18 protein-coding genes are annotated in these 25,528 nt (G+C 48.4%); 7 read left to right on the forward strand and 11 right to left on the reverse strand.

Features of this window, described 5'->3' with window-relative positions; genetic code table 11:
* The first annotated feature begins 8 nt into the window (after window positions 1-8).
* Window positions 9-860 (forward strand): carbohydrate ABC transporter permease, encoded by an 852-nt coding sequence (locus tag DX130_RS14940; protein WP_116046679.1) that lies wholly within the window; start codon window positions 9-11, stop codon window positions 858-860.
* 968 nt (window positions 861-1,828) lie between these two features.
* On the opposite strand, the gene DX130_RS14945 is transcribed toward DX130_RS14940, so the two are convergent.
* The 8 genes from DX130_RS14945 to DX130_RS14980 form a co-directional block, all read right to left on the reverse strand.
* On the reverse strand, window positions 1,829-3,601 hold the full coding sequence (locus DX130_RS14945; protein ID WP_165861296.1) for a sensor histidine kinase: 1,773 nt from the start codon (window positions 3,599-3,601) through the stop codon (window positions 1,829-1,831).
* Window positions 3,598-5,166, reverse strand: coding sequence for a response regulator (locus DX130_RS14950; protein WP_116046680.1), 1,569 nt, complete (start codon window positions 5,164-5,166; stop codon window positions 3,598-3,600). The genes DX130_RS14945 and DX130_RS14950 overlap by 4 nt, the downstream gene beginning before the upstream one ends.
* A gap of 114 nt (window positions 5,167-5,280) precedes the next feature.
* Window positions 5,281-6,957 (reverse strand): extracellular solute-binding protein, encoded by a 1,677-nt coding sequence (locus tag DX130_RS14955; protein ID WP_116046682.1) that lies wholly within the window; start codon window positions 6,955-6,957, stop codon window positions 5,281-5,283.
* A 69-nt stretch (window positions 6,958-7,026) separates the two neighbouring features.
* Window positions 7,027-7,923: a carbohydrate ABC transporter permease gene (locus DX130_RS14960; RefSeq protein ID WP_206098825.1), complete on the reverse strand. Its 897-nt coding sequence runs from the start codon at window positions 7,921-7,923 to the stop codon at window positions 7,027-7,029.
* 32 nt (window positions 7,924-7,955) lie between these two features.
* A complete protein-coding gene (locus tag DX130_RS14965) occupies window positions 7,956-8,927 on the reverse strand; it encodes an ABC transporter permease (protein WP_116046683.1) in 972 nt (323 codons plus the stop codon).
* 291 nt (window positions 8,928-9,218) lie between these two features.
* Window positions 9,219-10,619, reverse strand: a complete 1,401-nt coding sequence (locus tag DX130_RS14970; RefSeq protein ID WP_116046685.1) for an aldehyde dehydrogenase — start codon at window positions 10,617-10,619, stop codon at window positions 9,219-9,221.
* A gap of 102 nt (window positions 10,620-10,721) precedes the next feature.
* Window positions 10,722-12,101, reverse strand: coding sequence for an MATE family efflux transporter (locus DX130_RS14975; RefSeq protein ID WP_116046686.1), 1,380 nt, complete (start codon window positions 12,099-12,101; stop codon window positions 10,722-10,724).
* Between the two features lie 122 nt (window positions 12,102-12,223).
* On the reverse strand, window positions 12,224-14,098 hold the full coding sequence (locus DX130_RS14980; RefSeq protein ID WP_116046688.1) for an LTA synthase family protein: 1,875 nt from the start codon (window positions 14,096-14,098) through the stop codon (window positions 12,224-12,226).
* A gap of 133 nt (window positions 14,099-14,231) precedes the next feature.
* Between DX130_RS14980 and DX130_RS14985 the strand changes: the two genes are divergently transcribed.
* The 3 genes from DX130_RS14985 (at window position 14,232) to DX130_RS14995 (ending at window position 18,600) form a co-directional block, all read left to right on the forward strand.
* A complete protein-coding gene (locus DX130_RS14985; RefSeq protein ID WP_116046690.1) occupies window positions 14,232-14,912 on the forward strand; it encodes a response regulator transcription factor in 681 nt (226 codons plus the stop codon).
* Window positions 14,909-16,285, forward strand: a complete 1,377-nt coding sequence (locus tag DX130_RS14990) for a sensor histidine kinase (RefSeq protein WP_116046692.1) — start codon at window positions 14,909-14,911, stop codon at window positions 16,283-16,285. Before DX130_RS14985 ends, DX130_RS14990 begins: the two co-directional genes overlap by 4 nt.
* Window positions 16,286-16,362: 77 nt before the next feature.
* Window positions 16,363-18,600 carry an MMPL family transporter gene (locus tag DX130_RS14995; protein ID WP_116046694.1) on the forward strand — a complete coding sequence of 746 codons (2,238 nt, stop codon included), beginning with the start codon at window positions 16,363-16,365 and terminating at the stop codon, window positions 18,598-18,600.
* Between the two features lie 109 nt (window positions 18,601-18,709).
* Here DX130_RS14995 and DX130_RS15000 read toward each other — a convergent pair whose 3' ends face one another.
* Window positions 18,710-20,479 (reverse strand): ABC transporter ATP-binding protein, encoded by a 1,770-nt coding sequence (locus DX130_RS15000; RefSeq protein ID WP_116046696.1) that lies wholly within the window; start codon window positions 20,477-20,479, stop codon window positions 18,710-18,712.
* Complete coding sequence (locus DX130_RS15005; protein ID WP_240644519.1) at window positions 20,476-22,233, reverse strand: ABC transporter ATP-binding protein; 1,758 nt, start codon at window positions 22,231-22,233, stop codon at window positions 20,476-20,478. Before DX130_RS15005 ends, DX130_RS15000 begins: the two co-directional genes overlap by 4 nt.
* Window positions 22,234-22,357: 124 nt before the next feature.
* Between DX130_RS15005 and DX130_RS15010 the strand changes: the two genes are divergently transcribed.
* Both DX130_RS15010 and DX130_RS15015 read left to right on the forward strand, forming a co-directional pair.
* Window positions 22,358-22,750, forward strand: a complete 393-nt coding sequence (locus DX130_RS15010) for a DUF4190 domain-containing protein (protein ID WP_116046697.1) — start codon at window positions 22,358-22,360, stop codon at window positions 22,748-22,750.
* 30 nt (window positions 22,751-22,780) lie between these two features.
* Window positions 22,781-23,536 carry an exodeoxyribonuclease III gene (locus DX130_RS15015; RefSeq protein WP_116046699.1) on the forward strand — a complete coding sequence of 252 codons (756 nt, stop codon included), beginning with the start codon at window positions 22,781-22,783 and terminating at the stop codon, window positions 23,534-23,536.
* 78 nt (window positions 23,537-23,614) lie between these two features.
* Here the strand turns inward: DX130_RS15015 and DX130_RS15020 are convergent, their stop codons facing one another.
* Window positions 23,615-24,298 (reverse strand): TIGR00266 family protein, encoded by a 684-nt coding sequence (locus DX130_RS15020; RefSeq protein ID WP_116046700.1) that lies wholly within the window; start codon window positions 24,296-24,298, stop codon window positions 23,615-23,617.
* Between the two features lie 259 nt (window positions 24,299-24,557).
* Between DX130_RS15020 and DX130_RS15025 the strand changes: the two genes are divergently transcribed.
* Complete coding sequence (locus tag DX130_RS15025; protein ID WP_116046702.1) at window positions 24,558-25,394, forward strand: aminoglycoside adenylyltransferase domain-containing protein; 837 nt, start codon at window positions 24,558-24,560, stop codon at window positions 25,392-25,394.
* Window positions 25,395-25,528 lie beyond the last annotated feature (134 nt).

Here is a 25,528-nt window from a genome sequence, read left to right on the forward strand (position 1 = left end):
CCTTGCAAATGAAACTGACCAAAAAAGAATGGCTCGTCACATGGGTCGTCCGCTTGCTGCTCCTGATATGGACAGTCGCAGTCGTGTATCCACTCATATGGACGCTGCTCTCATCGTTGAAGGACAACAAACAGTTCTATGGCAACAAGCCTTGGGTGCTGCCAGAGTTCCCGCTTCAGTGGTCCAACTTCTCCTACGTGTGGACAGAATATAAATTCGGCGTATACTTCTTGAATTCTGTAGGCGTCACCTTTGCAGCTACGACGCTTGCCGTGCTGCTCTCGGCCATGACCGCTTATGTCATCGCCCGGTATCCGTTCAAAGGCAGCAGTGTCCTGTACTTTATTTATGTGTCGGCTATGATGATTCCGCTAATTCTGAGTCTGATTCCGTTATTCTTCCTCTTGGACAGCATCAGACTGACGAACAATCTCCTTGGCCTCATACTCGTCTATGGCGCAGGCGCACTTCCATTTGGAATCTTCGTGCTAGTCGCTTTCTACAAGTCACTGCCGAAGGAAATGGAGGAAGCCGCGGCCATCGACGGAAGCTCGGAGGCAGGCACGTTCTTCCGGATCATGCTTCCGCTCTCAAAGCCGGGACTGATAACGGTGGCCATCATGAACATTTTGACCATTTGGAACGAATACATCTTGGGTACGGTCATTATGAATGACCCGCTGAAGAAGATCTATACCTTACCTGTCGGTATCGCCGTTATGCAGGGCGAGATGCAATACCGTACAGAATGGGGCCCTCTCTTCGCAGGACTGGTCATCTCCATGGTTCCGATCATCATCCTGTATTCACTGTTCCAGAGACAAATTACAGGCGGCATAACGGCAGGCGCTGTCAAATAAACCATGCAACTATACAGTGTCTGAATCTGTAGCCTGCGCAACCAACCGTTTTTCTGATTACTTGCTTTTTTAGTAATAGTTCCTGATCTGTTAGTTTAGTGGCAGGCATGTTTGTAGAGGCGAATTAGGTCGACGTGAGCGACTTAAATGGTCTTATGGAGGTCACGTGTGCGATTTAGGTCGATGAGACCGACTTAAACGGTCTATGGAGGTCACGTGTGCGATTTAGGTCGATGAGACCGACTTAAATGGTCTTACGGAGGTCACGTGTACGATTTAGGTCGATGAGACCGACTTAAACGGTCTATGGAGGTCACGTGTGCGATTTAGGTCGATGAGACCGACTTAAACGGTTTATGGAGGTCACGTGTGCGATTTAGATCGATGAGACCGACTTAAACGGTCTTATGGAAGTCACGTGTGCGATTTAGGTCGATGAGACCGACTTAAATGGTCTATGGAATCCGTGCGATTTAGGTCGATGAGACCGACTTAAACGGTCTATGGAGGTCATCCGTGCGATTTATGTCGATGAGACCGACTTAAACGGTCTTATGGAGGTCATGTGTGCGATTTAGGTCGATGAGACCGTCTTAAATGGTCTATGGAGGTCATCCGTGCGATTTAGGTCAATGAGACCGACTTAAACGGTCTTATGGAGGTCATCCGTGCGATTTAGGTCGATGAGACCGACTTAAACGGTCTTATGGAGGTCATCCGTGCGATTTAGGTCGATGAGACCGACTTAAATGGTCTATAGAGGTCATCCGTGCGATTTAGGTCGATGAGACCGACTTAAACGGTCTTATGGAGGTCACGTGTGCGATTTAGATCGATGAGATCGACTTAAATGGTCTTATGGAGGTCAAACGAACAGCAAAAAAAGCCGTACCTTGGAAATGGGCGTTTCTAGCTACCATTTCGTGAGGGGGCTTCTTTTGTGTTGCTTATCTATTCAACGTCGACCATTAATTAATTTTCAAGTTTGCAGGCTTTTCTGTCGGAATGCGAATGAGTACCGTCGTACCAATCCCCAGTCGGCTGAAAATACTAACGCCAAAGGCCTGTCCATAATACAGCTTGATTCTTTGATTCACGTTGCGAATGCCATAACCCACGCTTATGCTCTCTTCCGGATCATTCATCTGCTCTAGCAGATCAGCGCTGATGCCGACACCGTCGTCGATGATTTTGAACACGATATGATTATCCTCCATCTCGCCTACGATGCGCATATGAATGCGGTCGCCGCACCATGCATGCTCCAATACATTCTCGATAAACGGCTGAATAATCAGCTTGATCGTGGAATACTGAAGAATCTGCGGATCGATATCGAACGTGACACCCATTCGTTCCTCATACTTGATCTTCTGGATGTTAATATAGGCTTTCGCCTGCTCCAATTCCTCGCCAATCGGCAGCATTATACGCCCTTCATTCAGAGACAAACGATAGAACTTCGCCAAATCGATGACCATACGCTGCAGCTTATCCAACTCGCCGAATTTGGCCAGACGGCTAATCGAAGACAACGTATTGTACAAGAAATGCGGATTGATCTGCGCTTGCAGCATATCCAGCTCCGCCTCTTTCTTATCCAGATCAGCCACATAAACTTTGTGAATCAGCTCGCCGATATTTTGCCCCATTTCATTGAGCGCACGGGATATTTGGCTAAACTCGTCATTTCCTTTGAAGTTCGTCCGCTTATGAAAGTTACCTTCCTGAAAGGAATCCAGAACGGATACAATTTTGTTTACTTTCCTGGAGAAATAATTAGATAAGAGCGCTCCGGATACAAAATAAACGATTGTAAAGATCAAGCAAATAATAAAGGTCAACAACCGAACTTCATTGATCTTCTCCTGGAAGATCGTGTTCGGAATAACTGCAGCGACATTCCATTCCAACGATGGGACGACATTTTCAATGACCATGTAGTCCTTGAAATCCGTTGCATCCCATACATCGCCCGACCGATAGCTTGATGGACCGGATATCATCTTAACTCTCTCGTCTTCGTCAATAATATAAATCGTCGCATCGCTGCCAATTTTCGTATAATCAATCGCCTGGAACAAATCGGACAAATACACGCTTTGACGAATAAAGCCTATTTCTTGAAGCTTCCCGGATATTTGCATATTTACGAGTCTGCGAAGGAGCGAGATGCGGCCGAACTTCGTATCGTCCTCGATCTGCTTCCACACCATCGTCTCACCGTATAATTCTTCTGAATGGTTCAGGTACCATATTTTTTTCTGGATACGGTCGATATGATAAATATCATAGGGATTGTCCGAATTGCCCCTCAGCGGATCGTTCCCTTGGTAATTTCTATACATCTCTGAGAACAACTTGTTATGCAAATAAATCGACAGCCACGTATTTACACTCGACGCCTGCTTATAAGCCTCTATCTTCGGATAAAAGAAGTTAGTCGTAGCTTCATAACCGACCCAGCCCTCTTCAAAATTACGAAGCTGTCTAGCGATCGTATAGTCAAAGTAGAAAAAATTCGATACACGGATAACGTCCCCGGCTTTATAGGATACATTATCGATCATTTGGCTGACTGTACCATGCACACTGCTCTCAAGCTGTTCGCGAATCGACTTCACGTATACAGAGTTAGCGAAAAAACTGATGACAATTACCGGAATAATAATAAAGACACAATAAGACAGCATCAGCTTATAGCCGAACGGTAAGTAGCGGTATTTGCGGATCATCTTCATAGCTTTCTTCTATACTCTAACGGCGTTTTGCCATGATAGTCTTTGAATTGGCGGCTGAAATAAGGCAGATAGCGGTAGCCGATTAAGTTCGCGATTTCATATACCTTTAAGTTCGTATTGACCAAGAGTTCACCGGCCTTCTCCATTCTTAGCATGGATACATAATCGCTAAAGTTGGTCTTCATTTCTTCCTTAAAAATCTGTCCCAAATAGTTTGGTGAGAATGAATATTTCTCGGCTACATCTTTAAGCGTGATGTTTTCATGCAGCCGCAGTTTTACATCATCAACAATATCTTGAACCAGCTTCCAATTCTTCTTATGCTTCTTCGTTTGAAGCATCTCTGACAGCTCATACACTCGATAGCGAAGCCACGAATGAATCTCGTCCATGGTCTCGTAACGCAGCAATATATCCAAACTGCCCAAATCCAGGTTCAGCATTCGGAACAGATCTTCGTTCATTTTTTGTAAATACGCATCAAGCTTCATGAGCAAAAACATCGTAAAGTTCTGTATCGTAAACTTGGATCTCATGTTATTAGCCAGACTGTAGAGCATCTCCAGTTCGTCATGAACCTTTACCAATTCATAGTTCGTCATCGCTTCGAACAATGCGTCAAGCTGAATATCAAGACTTTGTACATCCTTCATTTGCGTGGATTGAACAGCATCATGATGAATGATTTTCCCTTTACCATAAAAAACCTTATAATCAAGTGCCGTCTGCGCCTTGCGATAGGAATCCTTTAACTCCGTTATTTGCGATACTGCGCCACCTACGCCTGTCGTCACCGAAATTGGTGTTGGACCTGACACTTCATTAAACTTATCTCTGAGCTTGTCCAATTCCATGCCGTTTTCGATTAAGAGCGCCATCCGTTTATCCGTTACTCTGCAGTAATGTAGGATGTCCAAATCTTTGCATAAAGAAAAAAGGCCATTCCAAAAAGCGTTGGACAACTCGGTTTCATCGAAGTTTTCTTCAACATTCCGCTTGCGCATCCAATCATCACGTTCCACTACGACCACACGAACAGGCCATTTCAATTGATTGAATTGGTAATTATCCAGCAGTGAATCTATCGATTCTTTGTCCCAGGTACCTTCAAGCAACTGAAGCAAATACTCCGTCTTTACAATAGGGAACATCCGTTTATAAAGCTGCTCCGTCTCTAACTGCTTGCGTTCTTCATTCAGGTCAACCTGAAGCTTGCGCAGAGATTCAATTAATTCATTATCGTCCATCGGCTTGACGACATAGCTGCATGCATTCAGCGACAGCGCTTGCTTGACATAGTGAAAGTCTTGATAACCGCTTACAAAAATGATCTTAATAGTTGGATACAGATCAAGCGCTTTACGCGCCAGCTCCAAACCAGACATGTTCGGCATCCGAACATCCGTAATGAGAATATCAATTTTTTCTCTCTCTATCACTTCGCTTGCCGCAAAACCGTTCGTTACGGCTGCGAAAACTTCCATGCCAAGCTCCTGCCAAGGAATAAATGTCTGCATCCCTTTCAAATCGAGAATTTCATCATCGACCAGCAGCACCTTGTACATTAGCATCATCTCCAGATCTTCGGCTAGTATCACGAATAGTAATGGATTCGGACTAAGCCATAATCCAAAAAGGGTATACTATTATAGTATACCCTTTCGGACAACATTTTTTAATTAGCCACCAGCGATAATTTCGATGTTTTTCTTCCACTCAACAGTACGCCATTCTAGCAACTCACCGTAGCCTGCTGCTTGAGCGTCTTTTTCCGCTTTGTCGAGGATGCTTTCAACTTCAGCATCGTCTTTAGCCATTACGGATTGAGCGTAAGCTTGAGTATAGATATCATCTACACGTTGCTTCACGATACCCAGCTCGCTGTCCGGTTGTGGTACCAAGTTGATGAACTCAGTAGCATTGGATTGAGTAGGCCATGTGATTTCACTTTGGTAACGAGCAGCCCAGTTTTGTTCATGAGCTGGCAGTTTGCTTTCGTATTTCATTTTCGCTGGATCGATGAAACCAGTGTTACCGTTCCACATGATTGGGTCATGTGCTTTTTGAAGCTCTAGAACTTCTTCAGCATTGTAGTCGTCAGTGAAGATCGGGTGACCTTCAGAGTCGAAACCTTTCCAGTTCTTGCCCTCAGGACCGAAGAACAACAGGGATTGACCTTCTGGACCAGTATACCAGTCAAGGAATGCGAAGATTTTCTCTGGATCTTTTGCAGCCTTCGTAATAACGTTTACGTTCCAACCAAGTGCCGTGTAAGTACCTGGGAAGATTTTGTTTTTATCCAAACCTTCTTTGTGGATAGGCCAGATCATGAAATAACCTGATTCAGGATCTTTCTTAACCATTTCTTGGTGTGCATTCATTGCAACAACTGTTGGGTTTGCACCAGCATATACTGCAACGCGACCTTGCATGATTCTCTCTTCGATTTGGTCACGAGTTTGCGTGAACGCATCTTGAGTGATCAGTTTCTCTCTGTAAAGCTTAGCGATATACTTCTGTGCTTCACGGAACGTTGGATCCGTGAACAGGGAAGTCAAGTTGTCGCCTTGTGGTACAGCACGTACGTTTGCATGAAGATGTGTGTACGAAGCATTTTCCTTAAATGCTGTATACAGTACGCCAAGTCCTTGGCTATCTTTTGCAAGGTCTGGATCGAATGGTACTACAGTGTCGCCGTATTTAGCTTTAACAGCTACAAGGTAGTTGTACAGGTCGTCAGTTGTTTCCAACTTAGGTTGACCCAGCTCGTCGTAGATCTTTTTGTTGATTACATAACCAGCGTTACCGTTCGCACGGCCAGTGTACCAGTTAGGGAACTGATAAAGCTTGCCATCGGAAGAACGAAGCAGGTTAAGGTCTTTACCCATCCATGTTTTCAGGTTAGGGTATTTGTCCAGGTAATCGTCGAATGCAACCAGTTGGCCAGCTTCGCGAAGTCTTTCAACGTCAGCGCCGCGGTCCATCCACATTACGTCAGGAAGCGATTTGGAAGCGATCATTGTGCTCAATTTTTGCTCTGGGTTGCCACCAGCAGAAATTGGAGTGATGTTAAGCTTCTTATTTTCTTTCAACCATCTGCCAGCAACTGTGCTGTCCCATGCAGGAACGTCGTACCAGCTGTAGTGGCCATACATAGAGAACTCAAGCGCCTCGGAACCAAACTCCCATACGTCAGAAGCCGGCTCTTCAGGGTTGTTGCTCGGTGTGTTAGTAGCATTGCTCGACGGCGAAGGACTTGGTTTGTTCTTCGAGTCAGAGCTGCAGCCTGCAAGTACTGTTGCAAGCACAAGAATTGCGGATACGATAAGCATCGTTGTCTTTCTAGCTTTCGTCATGCTTGTACTACCCCTCTCGTAAACTTTTTTTATGTCCAAAGCGGTTAGCCGCCTCAAACCAACGGAATACTACTCTTTCAGCGAGCCGATAAGCACGCCTTTTACGAAGTACTTCTGAACGAATGGATACACCATTACAATTGGCAGAGTCGCGACCATCATCGTCGCCATGGTGAGTGATTTGGTTGTAATGGTTCTCATTTGGTCAAGACGGGCAATGGATGCCGTATCCATATTGCTTGCCATATCCGTTACGATATTCGCATTCAAAATCTGGCGCAGCATCGTCTGAATCGGAATCAAATTCTCATTCGTGATGTAGATACTTGGAGTAAACCAGTCATTCCAGTGCGCAACCGCTGTAAACAACGATAGAGTTGCAATAACAGGACCGGAGAGCGGAAGTACAATTCGGAAAAAGATTCCCCAGTTCGTCGCGCCGTCAATTTGAGCCGATTCTTCGAGACCTAAAGGCAAGCTCTTGAAGAAGGTTCTGAATATGATCATATTCCATACGCTGATAAGCGCTGGGATAATGAAAACCAGGAATTTGTTCATCAGGCCCAAGGAGCTGATGAGCAAGTACGACGGAATGAGGCCGCCGCCAAAGTACATCGTGAATACGAAGAAGAACATAAAGTAGTTTCTGCCGATCAGCTCACGTCTTGTCATACCGTAAGCCAGAATCGCGGTCATCAGGATGGCCGTAATCGTGCCGACAACTGTACGGGAAACCGATACAAAGAAACCATTAATGAGTCGATCATCCTTAAATACAATTTGGTAGTTCTCCAAAGTGAAAACCCTTGGCCAGAACGTAACGCCACCTTTAGTTGTATCAATACCCAAGTTGAAGGATACGACAAGCGCGTTCCAGAATGGATAGAATGCGCTGAATGAAAGTACAATCAAAAATACGTAGATAAAAATCATCATGAGTTTATCGCTAAATCCCAATCGCGCCAAAGCTGTTCGCCTCCTTGTTCGTCAAATTCCTTCTACCACAAGCTGTTGCCTGATCTGCGAGCAATGTAATTCGCCATCGTGAGCAATCCAATACTGATAACAGCCTTGAACAGCCCCACCGCTGTAGCATAGGAATAGCGGAAGTTGGACAAACCTACGCGATAGACATACGTATCAATAACGTCTGAGACCGGCCTTAATACCGGGTTATTCGCGAGCAAGAGGATATCCTCGAAGCCTGCGTTCAACAGGTTACCAATCGACAGAATCATGAAGATAATAACAACCGGCATGATTGTCGGAATTGTGATGAGATAAATTTGTTTAAATTTGCTTGCACCGTCGATATCAGCCGCTTCATAGAGATGCGGATCGACGCCTGAGATTGCCGCCAAGTATACGATTGAGCCAAAGCCGATTTCCTTCCATACGTTAGCCGAGATCAGAATCGACCAGAAGTACTCCTTCATGGAGAGGAAGTTGATAGGCTCATCGATCATATTAACCGATTTGAGCAGCATGTTTACGCTGCCGTTCTCCGTGGATAGCATCGACATAACGAGGCCAGCTACGATTACCCACGACATAAAATGTGGAAGATACGTAACTGTCTGTACGATACGCTTGAACATCATATGCCTGATTTCATTCAGCATAAGTGCCAAGATAATCGGAGCAGGGAAGCCAATTACAAATTTCAGTAAGCTGATTACAATGGTGTTGCGCATAACATTATAGAACTCGGGTGAATCAAAAAACATTTGGAAATGCTTGAATCCTACCCAAGGGTTAGCCCATATGTTGCCACCTGTGAAAATGTTGTAATCCATAAATGAGGTTAAAATTCCGTACATCGGCAAATACGCGAAGACGAAAATGAGCAAAATACCCGGCCATACCATAAGCTGAATATCCCATTGCTTCAAGAAGCGCACGAAAATATTCTTTTTAGGCTTTGGTTGTTGTTCCAACCGCGTGCGTTGCTCTGTTGTTGCTTGCGCCATTTGTATCCTCCTTGCTGCATAGTTGATAGTTTTATTGTAACGGACAGCTTCGGAGGGATACTATTTGCCTGATCAACAAAAAATGATACTTTACAACGATTATGTATAAAAGATAGTCATATTGCCCCAGAAAAATATAACAACTTCCCGCAATGTCAGCCTAGAAGCCACGTTTTGACACAAGCGGATATGAAAAACTAGAAAACCGCAATTTCCGTCATGGACTGCGGTTTATCCAATCGTTGAATAGAATCATAAACATATGACTCGAGAGAAACCAAAGAACAGGGTCTACTTCAACACTTTGCGGAACAGCTTCAACTTGCCTTCATATGGCGGAAATAGAATGCCCGGCTCGAACTTGGTCGTGCGCTTGAGTACGCTCTTCCGATGGGAGAACAGATCGAAACTATGTTTGCCGTGATAGCCGCCAATACCGCTATGGCCAACACCTCCGAAAGGAAGGTGGTGATTAATAAGATGCGAAAGCGTATCATTCACGCAGCCTCCCCCGAAGGACAACGTTCCCATCACGCGGTTCTGCACGTTGCGATCTTCCGAAAACACATAAAGCGCCAACGGCTTAGGCTTTTTCTGTACTAGTCCTATTGCGTCCTCGAGATCAGAGTAGGTCAGCACCGGCAACAACGGGCCGAACAATTCATCCTCCATGGAAGCAGCCGCAATCTTGCTATCTGCTGCATTTCCCGCTTCAATCAAAGTAGGCTCTATGTAAAGATCATCTCGGTCGGTGCGGCCTCCGTGTGCGATCCCACCCTGATCCTGCTGCAGAATCGTCGCGAGCCGATCGAACTGCCGATCATTAACGATTCGGCCGTAATCAGTGCTTGCCTGCGGATCATCTCCGTAAAAGGAGCGGATAACTTCCCGAAGCTTGCGAATAAAAGGCTCCTTCACCGACTCATGAACAATGAGATAATCCGGGGCGATGCAAGTTTGACCGGCGTTCATCCATTTGCCCCATGCAATGCGCTTTGCCGCCAGCTCCAGATTTGCGGTCCCGTCGATAATGGCCGGGCTCTTGCCGCCAAGCTCCAACGTAACCGGAACCAAATTGCGGGCCGCAGCTTCCATCACGATCTTCCCGACAGCGACACTACCCGTGAAAAAGAGATAGTCAAAGGGCGCATGAATCAACTCCGACGTCACGTCCTTATCCCCTTCTACAACCCTTATATAGGACGAGTCGAATGTATCTCCTATCATACGGGCAATGACTCCCGATACATGAGGCGCAGTCTCAGATGGCTTGATGACCGCGCAATTGCCCGCCGCAATAACGCCAAGCAGCGGCTCCAGCACTAGCTGGACCGGATAATTGAACGGACCCACAATCAGAACCGTTCCATAGGGCTCCGAAATAATCCGGCTCTTCGTCCCGAACAAATGCAGGGGAGCCTTCACCTTTTTCGGCTTCATCCATTTGCGGAGATGCTTAATCATATAGGAGATGCTGCCCAGCACAAGCCCAAGCTCCGAGCTGTAGGCTTCCGTCTCGCTCTTGCGCAAATCCTTGTATAGCGCATCCAGCAAGTCCCGCTCATAAAGATGGATAGCCGCTTTCAGCTTCTTCAGCTGTGCAATCCGAAAAGCCGCATCTGCAGTTGCACCTAGCCGAAAAAATTGTTTATGCTGCTCCAACATTTCCGTTACTCCGAGATTACCTGTCATATCCCTTGTCCCCCTCATCCGTCGCTAGTCCTCTTACGCTACTAGTTGGATTCTCCGCGGGACATTGCAATTCCTTCCATGCTCCTTGACTAGTTGCCCCTCTTATACACTTTCGATGACGTTTGACCCATTCCCACCCTGAAGCCCCTTTTGCACACGCATAAGCCGCAGCAGGAAACCTACGGCTGCAAATGTAAGTCCGATTATAATGCCCGCCCAGAAACCGTAAGCGTTCATATCGGTATAGACTGCCAGCAAATACCCGGAAGGCAGCCCCACAATCCAATAAGAGACAAAGGCAATCAGGAACGGCTTCTGTACATCCTTATAGCCGCGAAGTACACCAAGCAGCGAAGCTTGCGCCGCATCCGAAATCTGATAGAAGATCGCAAAAATCAGAAATTGGGCGGCCAGCTTGGCTACGTCCGAATCTTGCGTATACAGGTATGCAATCGGCTCGCGCAGGAAAAACAATACGAATGCGGATAAGCCCATAAGTCCTACGCCACCGCCTACTCCAAGCAGGCTGTACTGCCGGGCAGCTTTCATCTTCCCGCTTCCAACGGAATAACCGACAACGATCGTAAGAGCCATGGATATACTCAGCGGCACCATAAATACTAGCGACGAAAAGCTTAATGCGATCTGGTGCGAAGCAATTGTCCCCGTATCGAACAGCAGCCCCATTAGCAGCGTAACGACAGAGAAGATGCTCACTTCAAAAAAGATACCCAGCCCAATCGGTATGCCAATCGTTAAAATTTCCTTCCAGACTTTCAAAGAAGGTGCAGCCCACTCGATGAACAGCCTATAGGATCGTACAGCAGACACCTTGAACGTCATAACCACGCTAATAATGAATATGAGCCAATACGTAATCGCTGTAGCGTATCCCGAACCAATACCGCCGTAAGCAGGAACACCAAACTTCCCGAATATGAACACATAATTTAACAAGACATTAAACGGAACGGCTAGCAGTGTTATAAACATCGAGATTCGAGTAAAGCCTTGTGCGTCAAAGAAGTACCGCAGCACATTCGAAGCAAATAGCGGTACAATGCCGAACAACAGCGCAATCAAATAATAAAAGGCAATATGGGCGACCTTATCTTCCAAGCCCATCAAACCAATCACTGGCTTAAATAAGAAGGAGCCAACTATGATGACCGTCAGCGCCACAATCAACGAGACATACAGGGCTTGGCTAATAAACTTGGCAATTCCATTCCGCTTGCCGCTACCGATCATCTGCGACACAATCGGCGTTACCGCCAGCAAAATACCGTTAATCCCTGTAATAATAGGCATCCACAGGCTTGAGCCTATCGCAACGCCTGCCAGATCCTCCTTGCTCACCCAGCCCGACATGATGATATCGGTTAGATTCATAGCATAGAGACCTAGTTGAGTCACCAAAATCGGCCATAATATTTTGAAAAGGAGCCCTGTTTTCTCGCTCCATGTCTCTGCATGATACATATCCATTCCCCTTTATGTCTAAAATGCTGCTTCATGCCAATCTGTTGGTTATCGAAAACATACCAAAAACACCCTCCAATTCATACGTCGGAGGGTGCTTCGTTCGCTTGCTATTACGCGAGTTAACGTTTTGGCAGCAGCTTCATATATTCATCCGACAGCTTCATGAGCTCCAGTACGTAATCGTAATCTGCACGGTACTTGCTGAAATCCTTTACAGGTTCCAGTGTCTTCAAGTCAATAGCTGTGCCGTCTTCAAAGCCTTTGCCAGGAACGAACATAATATCATCGTTAAAGAAAGATCCTGTCGGCATGTAATATCTCATGCCAATCACATTCTTCTTCGTATTCAACAAATCCTTGCCGAAGACGGTATGATCTTCTTCCTTCAAGGAAATGCCGAGCAGATTGGCTACAGTCGGCATCATATCGACCTGTCCCGCTACGCCTTCCATCGTCTTGCCTTCTACTCCCGGAACATGAATGAGCAACGGAATGTTGAAGCGGCTAGCCTGATCATCGTACTTCACGCCCAGCACTTCTTCAATCCAATCCGAATCATTTTCCTTGATCTGCAGTCCAAAATGGTCTCCGTACGCGACAAGAATCGTATCTTCCCAGATGCCCTTTTCCTTCAATTGTTCGATAAATTCACCAAGCGCCTTATCGGTATAATTGATTGCTGTCACATAATGCCCCATCTGTGTGCCGCTCAATTCCGTCGGCAGCTTGATGTTCAGAAAATCTGCTTTCACCCAGAATGGATGATGGCTAGACGTCGAAATGAATTGCGCATAGAAAGGCTTCCCTTGGTTATGAAGCTCTGTCAGCTTCTCCAGTCCTACACGGTACATCTCCCCGTCAGAAGCGCCAAAGCCATTGAACTTATCATCCTTGAACGATGGTCTGTCGTAATATTTGTCAAAGCCAAGGGCAGGATATAGCTTATCCCGATCCCAGAACGTAACATCGTTCACATGGAACGTATTGGAAACATAATTGTGCTCCGCCAGCAAACGCGGCATGCTAGGAATTTCCCGATCCCCATACCCCTTGGACATCGCAATCGACCCTGTTGGATAAATGCCGGTATTGGAAATAAACTCGGCATCGGACGTGTTGCCTTGTCCGATCTGCTGGAATGTCTTCGGGAAGTAGAAGCTTCCATTGGCAATCAGATCATTCAGAACGGGAGTTACCTCCTGCCCGTTCACCTTCAGACCGATCATCAGATTCTGGAACGACTCCAATTGGATAACAATGACGTTTTTTCCTTTGGCTACGCCATAATAGTTCGGAGTGCCGGCTTCCACCGCGCTGCCATAAAAGCTATTTTCCAGCTGCTCCAGCGCCTGTCTAGTCTCTGAGGCAGACCCGTGCTTGATTAAGTCGTTCTCGTTCTTCTCCTTCATTGCCGTAGCTACCTGATAATTCAATACGCCCAGACGCTCCGCCTGCACAAGCTCGTTAGGAATATCGAGGTCCGAACGAATATAGAAGAATGAAGCGCCGATCGCAATCATTAGCGCTACACCGACATACACAGGTTTTGCTGCCGGCCGACTTGCCGACTTATCGCCTTTACTCCAGAACGACAACAAGTATAAGACGAGCAGAATAGCCAAATCCAAAAACAGAACATAAAATTTCAATTCGATCGCCGATTCGACGCTATCCTTAACTTGTCCAACCTGACCCAGACCATGCAGGGCCGTATAGGTCGGAATGCTGCCGAAAAAAGAGAAATAAACCGAGCATGCAAATAAAATAAATGAAAGGATTGCATTGCAGACGCCCATGACCAGCGTCTTCCATCTCGAAGTTGTGATAAGCTCAAGTACGCACAGGAGCACCAGCACCGCTGCCGCATCAGACAGCAAGCGGCCTACTTGTACCCCATCAAAGGTAAATTGACGAAATAAGGTCATTTTCAACATAATAAGAATAAAGGTTGTCCAGAAGGGCGCTTTGCGGTAAACGTTCAATATTGAGTTCATTGTTCTCACTCCCTATAATCCCTTGCCAAAAAGAAAAACCGTCCCAATTGACGGTCTCACGCAGCACAAATGTTAACACTATATTAACGTATTTTGAGAGAGAAATAAATAGGGAATGATAGGAGGCCTCACCATGAAAGTTCATATTTTGACGGCAGATGACGATCCGCACATTCGTGAGCTTCTAGGATTCTACTTACGGAAGGAAGGGTATTCCGTGCAAGAAGCGGAGAATGGAGCAGCAGCGGCAAGGCTGCTTGAGCATACGCCGGTGCATTTGGCTATAGTCGACGTCATGTTGCCGCTGAAGAACGGCTGGGAGCTATGCGAGGAAATCCGCCGTTACTACGATATTCCAGTCATCCTGCTCACTGCCAAGGGAGAGCAGCGGGACAAAGCAAAAGGCTTTCGCTCCGGAACGGACGATTATATCGTGAAGCCCTTCGAGCCGGAGGAACTGCTCTTTCGCGTGAAGGCGCTTCTTCGCCGCTATCAGATGGTATCATCTGATTTGATCACTCTTCGGAATACGGTCATCAATCGCAGAAGCTATGAAATCACTGTTAACGGCGAGCCGCTTCAGCTCCCGCTCAAAGAGTTCGAGCTGTTGGCCCAGCTTGCCGCCCATCCCGGACAGCTGTTTACCCGGGAGCAGCTATTGCGGCTGGTATGGGGAGAAGGCTACAGGGGCGACAGCCGTACCATCGACGTCCATATTAAGAGGCTGCGCGAGAGGTTCGCCGATATATGCGAGGATGTAGTCATTAAGACGGTGAGAGGCATCGGCTATAAGCTCGAGGCTCCTGTAGGATGAAGACGCTTTATGTCCGAATTGTCGCTATCTTTATTCTGATTGCAGCTATTAGTTCCGTACTCGCCCTATTTATCGCCAACGCTTATTATGCCAACCGCCTGAAAACCTACAACGAAGATCAACTGCTGCCTGTTGCTATACAGGTTCGCGATTTATACGAAGCAGCCCCGGATATGGATATTGATGCATACTTTGACCGCGTGGGCGCCATGGGATTTCAGATTTATTTGGTAGATGAGAACTTAACGGGACACATCTACGGAGCGCCATTCAAGCATACCGCCTTTGATCCTGCGATTGCGGAATCCGTATTCGCCGGAAAAACGTATCTGGGCTTGCAAGGCGAAAGACGTTTTCTGGAAATTATCGGTTACTTCGAGAACAGCATTCGCAATACTGTCGGTATACCGCTTCAGTCCGAGGACGGGGTCTACGCCATGTTCCTCCGTCCAAACTTGCTGCAACAGCTAGGCGAAATTCGTATTCTTCTAGCCATATTGCTAGGTCATGCCTTCCTTCTTATTCTAGCCCTTATTGTCATTCTGACCCGCACGATTGTGAAGCCGCTAAAAGCGCTGAAGGCGGCCACCCGCAAAATCGTCGGAGGCGACTACCGCATCGAGCTGGACGTAAAGCGCAAAGATGAAATCGGCGAGCTGGCGAGAGACTTCTCCCATATGGCTCAGGGATTGGAACGGCTGGACGACATGAGGCAGGAATTCGTGGCTAATGTGTCGCATGAATTCCAGACGCCAGTCACGACTATTCAAGGCTTCGCCCAAGCGATCCTGGACAACAAGACCTCAGCAGAGGAGCAGCGCGATTATTTGAACATTATCCATATGGAATCGGGACGATTATCGTCACTCAGCAAGCAGCTTCTTACCCTTGCAGCTCTGGACAAGGAAACAGCACTGATTCAGAGAGAGACTTTTCGGCTAGATGAGCAGATTCGCCAGGTGTTGATCATGACGGAATGGCAATGGTCGAAGAAGCAGCTCGAATTAGCGCTTGAGCTTCCGGAAGTGATGATTGCCGCCGATAAGAACTTGCTGTATCAAGTATGGATGAACCTGATTGGGAACGGAATGAAATTCACCCGTCCCGGCGACTGCATTACGATAGACATCAACGTTCGTCAAGCTGTCGTCGTCACCATCTCCGATACAGGGATCGGCATATCGCAGGAGGAGCTTCCATACATCTTCGACCGTTTTTTCAAAGCAGACCAGTCAAGAGGTCGCTCGCATTCAGGCAGCGGCCTGGGTCTGTCGATCAGCCGCAAGATCGTCGAGCTGCACGGCGGCACCATTACGGTAAGCAGCGAGCCGAGCAAAGGAACAAGCTTTACCGTAACGCTCCCCCAATTGTAATACTCCGTTCATCCATCGTTCATATTCCTGTTCTACGATGAGCCATATCGCTAGAACAGGAGGTATTACGTATACTCATGCATTCCTTTTTTTATGGATTGGCTCGCGTCGTCAGCAGCCGCAAGGGCAGCCTGTCGATTCTCATCATTTGGCTGGCCCTTGTCATTATACTGTCTGCGCTAGCTCCAGGCTCCAGAGAACACGCAATCAGCAGCAGCGAAGACAGTATTCACCTGAATACGCCTTCTGCCGAAGCTCGCGCATTGGCACAAGAGCATTTCCCTTCCAATGACGGACTTATTGCTCTATTGCTATTTCATGACGATTCCGCCCTAACGGAAGAACAACGGACTGCCATCTCAACGATAAGCGAGTGGCTGTCTTCCGATCAGAAACCAGAATATCTCGCAGGCGCGATGCCTTATCATTTATTCCCGGAAGAAACTCAAAAGCGCTTGTATGCCGAGGACGGCAGCACGATGCTATTGAGCGCCGCGCTTCAGAAAGGAGCCGACTCCAAGGCAATCAGCGCTACGCTGGACGAAATACGGGGCTATGCGGATTCCATTGGCCTTCACGGGATGCGTCTGGAAGTGACGGGACCAGCCGGCATTGCTGCAGATACGACCAAGCTGTTCCAGAATGCGGATATGGTCCTGCTTTTCTCGACTGTTGCACTCATTCTGGTCATACTGGTCATCATTTATCGTTCACCGCTGCTGGCCGTCCTCCCGCTCGTTATTGCCGGCATCGTATACGGCGTCGTTGATCGGGTGATCGGCATTGCCGCTTCGAATGGCTGGATTGTAGTGGATAAGCAAGCCATCTCCATTATGATGATCCTTCTCTTCGCCGTCCTGACTGACTATTGTTTGTTTGTAGTCTCCCGCTATCGCGAGGAACTGGCACGACTTGCTTCCAAGCACGATGCCATGAAGGCCGCGATGACGGGCGTCGGCGAGCCGATTCTATTCAGCGGCGGAACCGTGCTGCTGGCCGTCATCTCTCTCTTCGCCGCTGTCTTCCAGCCCTACCACTACTTCGCTCCGGTATTCGCGATCGCGATGGTCGTCCTGTTACTGGGCGGACTGACGCTTATTCCTGCCGTATTCACGCTTACAGGCAGAGCCGCCTTCTGGCCGTTCAAGCCGAAGCTGGTATCCCCTGCTAAGCATCGCGAAGGACTGTGGTCAGCGATCGGGCGCTTCGTGACCAAACGATCCGCATTCACGGCCATCAGCGTTACAATATTCATGTTGCTCGCTGCAGCCAATGTGGCAAGCATTTCTTTTTCATTCAATCTGATGAAATCCTTTCCTCAAGAACTCTCCTCCCGACAAGGCTTCGAGCTTCTGGAGGAACACTATCCCAAAGGACGGCTGGCTCCTGTAACCGTATTGTTGGAGAGCAGCGGCAAGATTGAACCGTCGGAGGAATGGCTGAACAGTCTCAGAGCGCTTGGCGACCGGATAAAAGCTGTGAACGGCGTGGAGAGCTTGACGCCTGATCCGGCAGCCATCGCCGCAGCCGGCGACGCGGCTTCCCTGCCGCGCGACTTCTTGTCGAGCGATGGAGGGGCGATCAAGCTGGAGCTGACGCTGACCGAGCATCCTTATGAAGCAGAAGCTCTGTCAACCGTGAAGCAGCTTCGCGACACAAGCGACGATATGCTTCAGAGCAGCGGCTTCAGCCCAGGAAGCGCGAAGCTTCACTATGCCGGAGCCACTGCGCAGCAGCTCGATGTGCGGGACATGAACCGGCAAGACACTATCGTCGTATTCTCGATTGTGATCGTACTCATTACCGTCATGCTGATCTTCCAGGCCAGGTCTATATGGATTGCACTTACAATGATGGGTACGATGCTGCTTTCCTACGTCGCTTCTTTCGGCATCGGTTGGGCTATTCTGCACTATGGACTGGGGTATGACACAATCAGCTACCGTCTTCCTCTTTACGCTTTTGTGTTCTCGATTGCGCTGGGCGTTGACTACAACATTATGCTGGTATCCCGCATTATAGAGGAATCGCGCAAGCGGGATTGGAGGGAAGCCGTAAGAGTCGGCGTATCGCGTACAGGCAGCGTCATCTCGTCCGCAGGCATTATATTGGCAGCCACCTTCTGCGTACTCATGACACAGCCGCTGCAGGAGCTTTTCTTATTCGGGTTCATCATGGCAATTGGCATCTTGCTGGATACGTTTGTCGTACGCGGCATGCTGCTGCCCTCTCTGTTGGTACTCATGCGCAACCGGCTATCCATCTCTCATTCGGTAAAACTTAAACCGAGCCCATCCCATTCTGAACGGTCTTAAATGCAGGCTGTTTCCATCAGCTGTTGCTCCATTCAAAAGAAAGCCGCTTCGTGCAGACGATCTAATCGTCCGCCGCGAAGCGGCTTTCTTATGTTTCTATTAGCGTCGATTAATGATTTTCGTCGCCTTGCCACAACCGGCGGAACGATTCGCTTGAAGCTAGGAGATCCTCCAGTTTCCCTTCCGCCTCCACTTGCCCGTCCTTCATCATCAGAATATGGTCAGCTTGCGCAAGCGCAGCCTTTCGATGCGAGATCACAAGACAAGTCGCATCTCCGCGCTCCTGGAATAATCTGGCCCATAGCTTCTGCTCCGTCTCCACATCCAGCGCGCTGGACAGATCGTCGAACACATATAACTCTGCTTCTCTAACGAGCATTCTTGCCGCTGCCGTACGTTGAGCCTGACCTCCCGACAGCTTGACGCCACGCGGACCTATCACAGTCCCAAGTCCGAGCGGCAAGCCTGCCAAGTCTTCGGTCATAACCGCTGTATGAATGGCCCGCTGCAATTGATCCCCCTGCTCGGCCTGCCCCAGCAGAATATTCTCCTTTAAGGTATCGCTATAGAGCCTTGGCACTTGAGCGGTATAGGCGCTTCGCGGAGGAACGAAGAACGAACCCGCATCTTCCACAGGCTTGCCGTTCCAACATACCGTACCGGCATCCTTCGGCAGCAATCCAAGCAGTGCGCGGACAAGCGTTGTTTTGCCTGAGCCGATCGGTCCGGTCACGACCGTAAACGATCCTCTTTTCAACTGAAAATCAATGCCCTCAATGCCTCTTCCCGTCTCGGGATATCGGTACGTCAGCCCTTGCGCAGATAGCATCTGCAACTTCTCGCTAGATGACAACGACTCTGAATGGGGATCTGCCGCACTATTGTCTTTGCGAAGATGTAGTGACTTGAATGCCGTCAGCAGCTTGGCCGGAGCCCCCTGCAATATCCAGGTCAGTCGTGATATCGCAACACCCATCTGCTTGAAGTACGTCAGAAACTTGCCGAAGTTGGCGATAAACTGCGTGACGAAGGTCAAATAATAGACAAACAACGCAAAGTCGCCAACAGCAAACTCTCCTCCGCGCATCTTGGTACCCGCCAGCAGTAGTATGAGACCGGTTCCCAAGTTAACGGTGTTGGAGAAAATCGAATCGAGCCCCTCTGTCATCAGCTTGTCCTTCAGCATCGTCTTGCGGCGAGTGTCATTCAACGCGCGGAAGCGGTCTACGACCCGCTTCTCCGCTCCAGCCACCTGAATAGCCTGTACATTGCCGAACATATCGCTAATGGCTCCCGTCACTTGGGAGGTCGCTTCGCGGCTTGCGGAGCGATACCTCTGCAATCTTGTTGTCGCAAGCTGGGCTGCAATAACTATAAGCACAAGCGGCAAGAATACCAGCATCGTCATCTGCGCATCAATCCGAACGAGGATAAAACAGGATACCACTGCAAAACATGTCATGCCAAACACATCGACTGACCAGCTCACCGCTTCCTCCGACTGATCAACATCGTCACGAAAGTGGCTAATAGCCTCGCCTGGCGAACAAGGGATTGCCTTGGCCCCAGGTTCCTTCAGCACATGCTCTAATAGATTACGACGAAGCAGCATACCCATACGGAAACGGAAATTCACATCCGTTATAAAACCGATCCATATACTGGCGCTCCTTGCCATCGCGGCCCCAAGCAGCAGGGCAATAATCGTCCCCGTGCCGATTGCGGCAGCGCCGCTCAGCTCAAGGGAATCAAAAAACATCTTCATAATAAGGCCAGGGAAAATGGGCATCAAATAAATAATCGTCCACATCAAGGCATTGGCTATATACCAGCCCTTCCGATAGCCGATCAAACGCATCATAAATTGAAAGGAACTCATACCGTCACCTCCTCCAATCCTGCCGCCAGCATACGACTGAATCTTGAGGTCGGATCGCTTGCCAATTCGGCACGGCCGCCGGATTCCACCATACGCCCTTGCTCCAATATCACAATGCGGTCCGCCCGCTGAATCGTGGCGAGACGATGTGCAATAATGACACAAGTTCGCTCGCGCAGCAGCTTGTCAATCGCCTTCTCCAGTCGATGCTCAGTAATGGGATCAAGACGTGATGAGGCTTCATCCAAAATGACAAGACCAGGGTTGTTCAGGAACACTCTCGCAAAGGCCAACAACTGTGCCTCCCCGGCAGACAAGCTGCCGCCTCCCGAGTCAAGCCGCGTATCAAGCCCCTCTGGCAACGCCTCATACCAAGAGCTCAAGCCCAAATCACTCAATACCTCTACAATCTTCTCATCGTGAATCTCTTCATTATAAAAGGTCAGATTGTCTCTGACGCTGCCTTGAATAATCTCGATATTTTGGGTGACGATGGCTACCTTGTCTCTGACTTCCGACAAGCGGCAATCCCGAATATCAACTCCGCTAAGCTTAACGCTGCCCTGTTGCGGATCGTAGAACCGAAGCAGCAGTCGGCCGATCGTCGTCTTGCCGCTGCCCGTTCGTCCGAGCAAGCCCAATACTTCGCCTGGCTTCAACTGAATATCCAAGTTCGAGAGCGTTGGCTGTTCGTCGTAACCGAAGGTGAGGTTGTCGATGTGTACGGCAAGCGGCCCGTCCGGGAGCGATTCGCCTCGACCGTCCAGCACCTTGGGCTGGAGCGCGAACAACTCCTTAATCCGCTGCAAGCTTGCGTCCGCCTTCTGAAGATCCTCAATTTGTGTCCTGATTTTCTCGATTGGCTTCGCCAGCAGCTCCGTATAGAAGAAAATCAAATAAACGGTTCCAAGTGTTATGCTTCCCGACTTCCATAGTACGGCGCTAATCGCAAAAGCCATGGCATTGCCGAGCGCAAAGATGATAATCGTCGTAATCCACATCGAAGCGAAACCCAGGAACGCTTTCCTACGAAGCGGAAGCATGCGGCGAAGCAGCGAATAGAACCGACGCATGACGAACCCGGACGCGCCATTGGCACGAGTATCCTCTGTACCTTCCAGGTGCTCGCCAATAAACCCGTAGAACTCTGCATTCACACCTCGCCATTGCTGCCAGACGGGAGCCGCAAACTTCCGAATCCATTGGATAATGAATATCGCGAATACGACGAACAGCAGCATCCCGGCTCCAATCCATATATTTTCGCGGAACAGCAGCACAATAATCCCGATCATCAGTATCAGGTTGCCGGCAAGATGAATAATAAAGCTGGAAAAAAAATTCGCCAGCGCATTTACGTCCCCGTCTACCCGTTCTATAAGAGACCCGGAAGTATTCGACTTGTGGAAGGACATATCAAGCCGGAGGCAATGCTCCGCCAAGTCACCTCTGAGCTTATTCGTGGTGCGCCATGCCAGATTCTCGCTTACATATGTAGCGATAACGTTGATGACTTGCCCTACTAAAGAAAAACCAATAAAGATAAGTGCCGCGTACATAAGCAGCTCCAGCGGCTTATCCGACTGAGCCGTATCGATAAAGAATCGAATAATTTGGGGATTGACCAGTTGCAACCCTATGGAGATGAACAATAATAGGGCGAGTCCAATCAAAGTTGATCTCTGGGGCAGCAAATAGCGACTTAACATACTATAATAATGATTGACGGCTTCCGTCCCTGCCTTCTTCTTCATGACCATTCCTTTCCTCTCTTGCCTGACAATAATTTGTTGTATGCAATAGACATGTTTGATATGATTTTTACAGATTAGGCGTCAATGACGATACTCGCCTGGTTAGACAAAAGGAGGAACCGATTTGAGTCACTATCCGAATAACGATCAACAGCAGCAACACTATCAATCGGGCGGCTACTCGCAGCAACAGCAGAACTATCAGCAGCCCCCGCATTTTCAACCTTATTATCAGCAGCCCAAAACGAATGGCAAATCAATTGCGGCCTTGATTCTTGGCATCTGCTCGATCATTGTTCCTTATATTGGCTTTCTATCCGGCATCGTAGGCATCATCCTCAGCACTCTCTCGCTGAAAGAGATTAAAAATTCTGGCAATCAGGAGCAAGGCCGCGGACTTGCTATCGCCGGAATGGTCTGCAGCATCATCGGCACCATTCTTTGGGGCATTGTCCTGCTGATCATATTACTGGCAATCGCCTTTTTCGCTTCAGAAAGCAGCAGCTATTATTACTAAATGGCATTATTCAAGAAGGAGCCTTACCCGATGACCACATTTATATCATGGAACGTGAACGGTCTTCGAGCCTGCGTAAATAAAGGATTTATGGATTATTTCGCATCGAGCGATGCCGACTTCTTCTGTCTGCAGGAGACAAAGCTCCAGCTTGGACAGATTGAGCTTCCGCTTGGAGATCAGTACCGCCAATATTGGAACTATGCCGAGAAGAAAGGTTATTCCGGCACAGCGATTTTCACCAAAAAAGAGCCGCTATCGGTCTGGTACGGCCTGGAAGAAAACGATGAGTTCGAAGGCAGGGTCATTACACTCGAATTCGAAGACTATTACCTGCTTAATGTATATACGCCTAATGCGCGGCGTGACCTCTCTCGACTCGACTATCGACTCGAATGGGAGAATCGCTTCCTTGGTTACATCAAGGAACTCGATAGCCGCAAGCCCGTTATCCTATGCGGTGACCTTAATGTCGCCCATCAGGAAATCGATCTGAAAAACGCCAAGTCCAATCATGGCAATTCCGGCTTCACCGCAGAGGAACGCTCCTGCATGACGCGCCTGCTGGAATCTGGCTTTGTCGATTCGTTCCGCTATCTCCATCCTGATCAGACGGACGCCTATTCCTGGTGGTCGTACATGCCTAAGGTACGGGAGCGAAATGTCGGTTGGCGTATCGACTACTTCCTTGTCTCGGAGCGGCTGGCCTCGAAAATAGCTGACGCCCGCATTGATGCTTCTGTAATGGGCAGCGATCATTGCCCCATTGGTCTGGTTCTCGAATAAAGAGGTCCTTCTTCATGAATGCAGACTGGTCGTACCCGTCTGGATGAAGAGGGACCTTTTTGTCATGCCTATTGAAGGTTAGCTGGATGAAGTAGGGATAAATCGTTGTATCCAATTGCCAAAGGCTCCGGGGTTACGACTCTGGATAAGAATAGTCCCTTCACCGCGGAATCGGCAAACCAGCATCTCTCCGCTCTTCCAACTGGATACCCAACCCTTCGAGGACTTCTCGATACTGTAAGCCATCGTACTCGGCCAGGCAACAAGATGTCCGTTATCAATGACTATCTCTTCACCCGGACCCAGCTTCACCTCATGAATCGCGCCGAAGGAAGACAGAAACACTGTTCCGCGCCCCCTCACCTCCACTACAAAAAAACCTTCGCCCGAGAACAAGCCTCGGCTCAAGTTTTGCATCTTGGTGCTGACTTCTATTCCGTCTGTCCCTGCCAGAAATCCGTCCTTCTGCACTAGCAATGTGTAGGAGCCGTCCAGTTGCACAGCCTCAATATCGCCAAGTGTCTTGGGAGCCAGCGTCAGCTCGCCTCCGCCCCGCATAGCGTTCACTTCCTGGAAGAAGAAGCTCTCACCGCTAAGCATTCTGCCCAGCCCTCGCATGATGCCGCCATCCGTCGTTCCTTTCAGCTCAAGCGATGTGGACATGGATACCATGGCCCCGGATTCCGCCTTCACACGTTCGCCTTGCTCAAGCTTCAGACGAAGCATGGCAAAGGCTCCTTTGTTCAGCACCTCGTACTGCAAGCGATCTCCCTCCTTCAATAGTATCTATAGATCAATGTTTGTTGTGTTCATCCTGATGCAGATTCAGTATAAACGATATACACGAACACGTGTATTTATTTTCATTGTATGTCTAGACTGTCATCCAGACAAGGTAGAGATTGACTATAGCGTTTGTTTTACCTTGCGTGGTTAGAACCACTTGCCTTAAAGTTCAAATTATCATTTGTCATTCGGTCGCTCGGCTGCAGTCACCGTAAGAAAAAGGAGAAAACTAATCATGCAAGGTTCCCACTGGGAGAACAGTCCACCGGACATTAGGCGTCAAGCCCTTATCATCAACAACTATATAAAAGATTACTTGGGAGATGCGCTGGTTGGCCTGTATGTGCACGGCTCGCTATGTCTCGGCGCTTATTATTCCGGACGCAGCGATCTCGATATGCTTGCCGTCATCAATCGCCCGCTAACGCTTGATGAAAAAGAACGGCTTATGATCGCTTTTCTTAGCTTCCACCGTACGCCGGCACCGATCGAAATCAGCTTTGTGGTGCATCATGATCTGAAGCTATGGAGACATCCTGCTCCCTATCAATTTCATTTCAGCGACTTTTGGAGAAAACGGTATGCTGATATGGCCTACTGGGGAAATCGTGAATTCTGGCAATATGATGGAGAACGCACCGATCCCGATCTGGCTTGCCATGTTACGCTTACCCGGCAGCTTGGCGTCGCCTTGTACGGTCCTCCACTTGCCGTCATATCCTCAGCTGTGCCACATTCCGACTTCTGGGATTCGCTTCGCAGCGATGCCGAAGATCAGATGACTTCATATATATCCCAGGATGAGGAAGATCGGACTGTGCATACGACGGATGCGTTGGGCGTCCTGACACTAGTACGTATCTGCTCTTATCGCGAGGAAAGTTTGATCTATTCCAAGCTGGAAGCTGCGGAATGGGCGGTCTCCCGTCTTCCGCTAAAGCTTCGTCCCATTGTTAGCGGAGCAATGGAGATTTATAAAGGAACAATCGACTCCTATCCATGTCCGATCTCGGATTGGAATGAGCTGCGGGCAGTGCTTCTGACCTCTTGTCCGCTTTCACATACCGATTAATGCTGCCCTATATATGTATATTAGCCTAATTACAATGCAAAATCCTGCTTCAACTACCCATAACCTCCGCCTAAAGATGTAGGTTCATTCATTCCGAAGGGGCTATTAAGTTCTTCCCATTTATGACATTATTG

Origin of the sequence: Paenibacillus paeoniae, from assembly GCF_003388735.1 — a bacterium.
GTDB classification, from domain to species: domain Bacteria; phylum Bacillota; class Bacilli; order Paenibacillales; family Paenibacillaceae; genus Pristimantibacillus; species Pristimantibacillus paeoniae.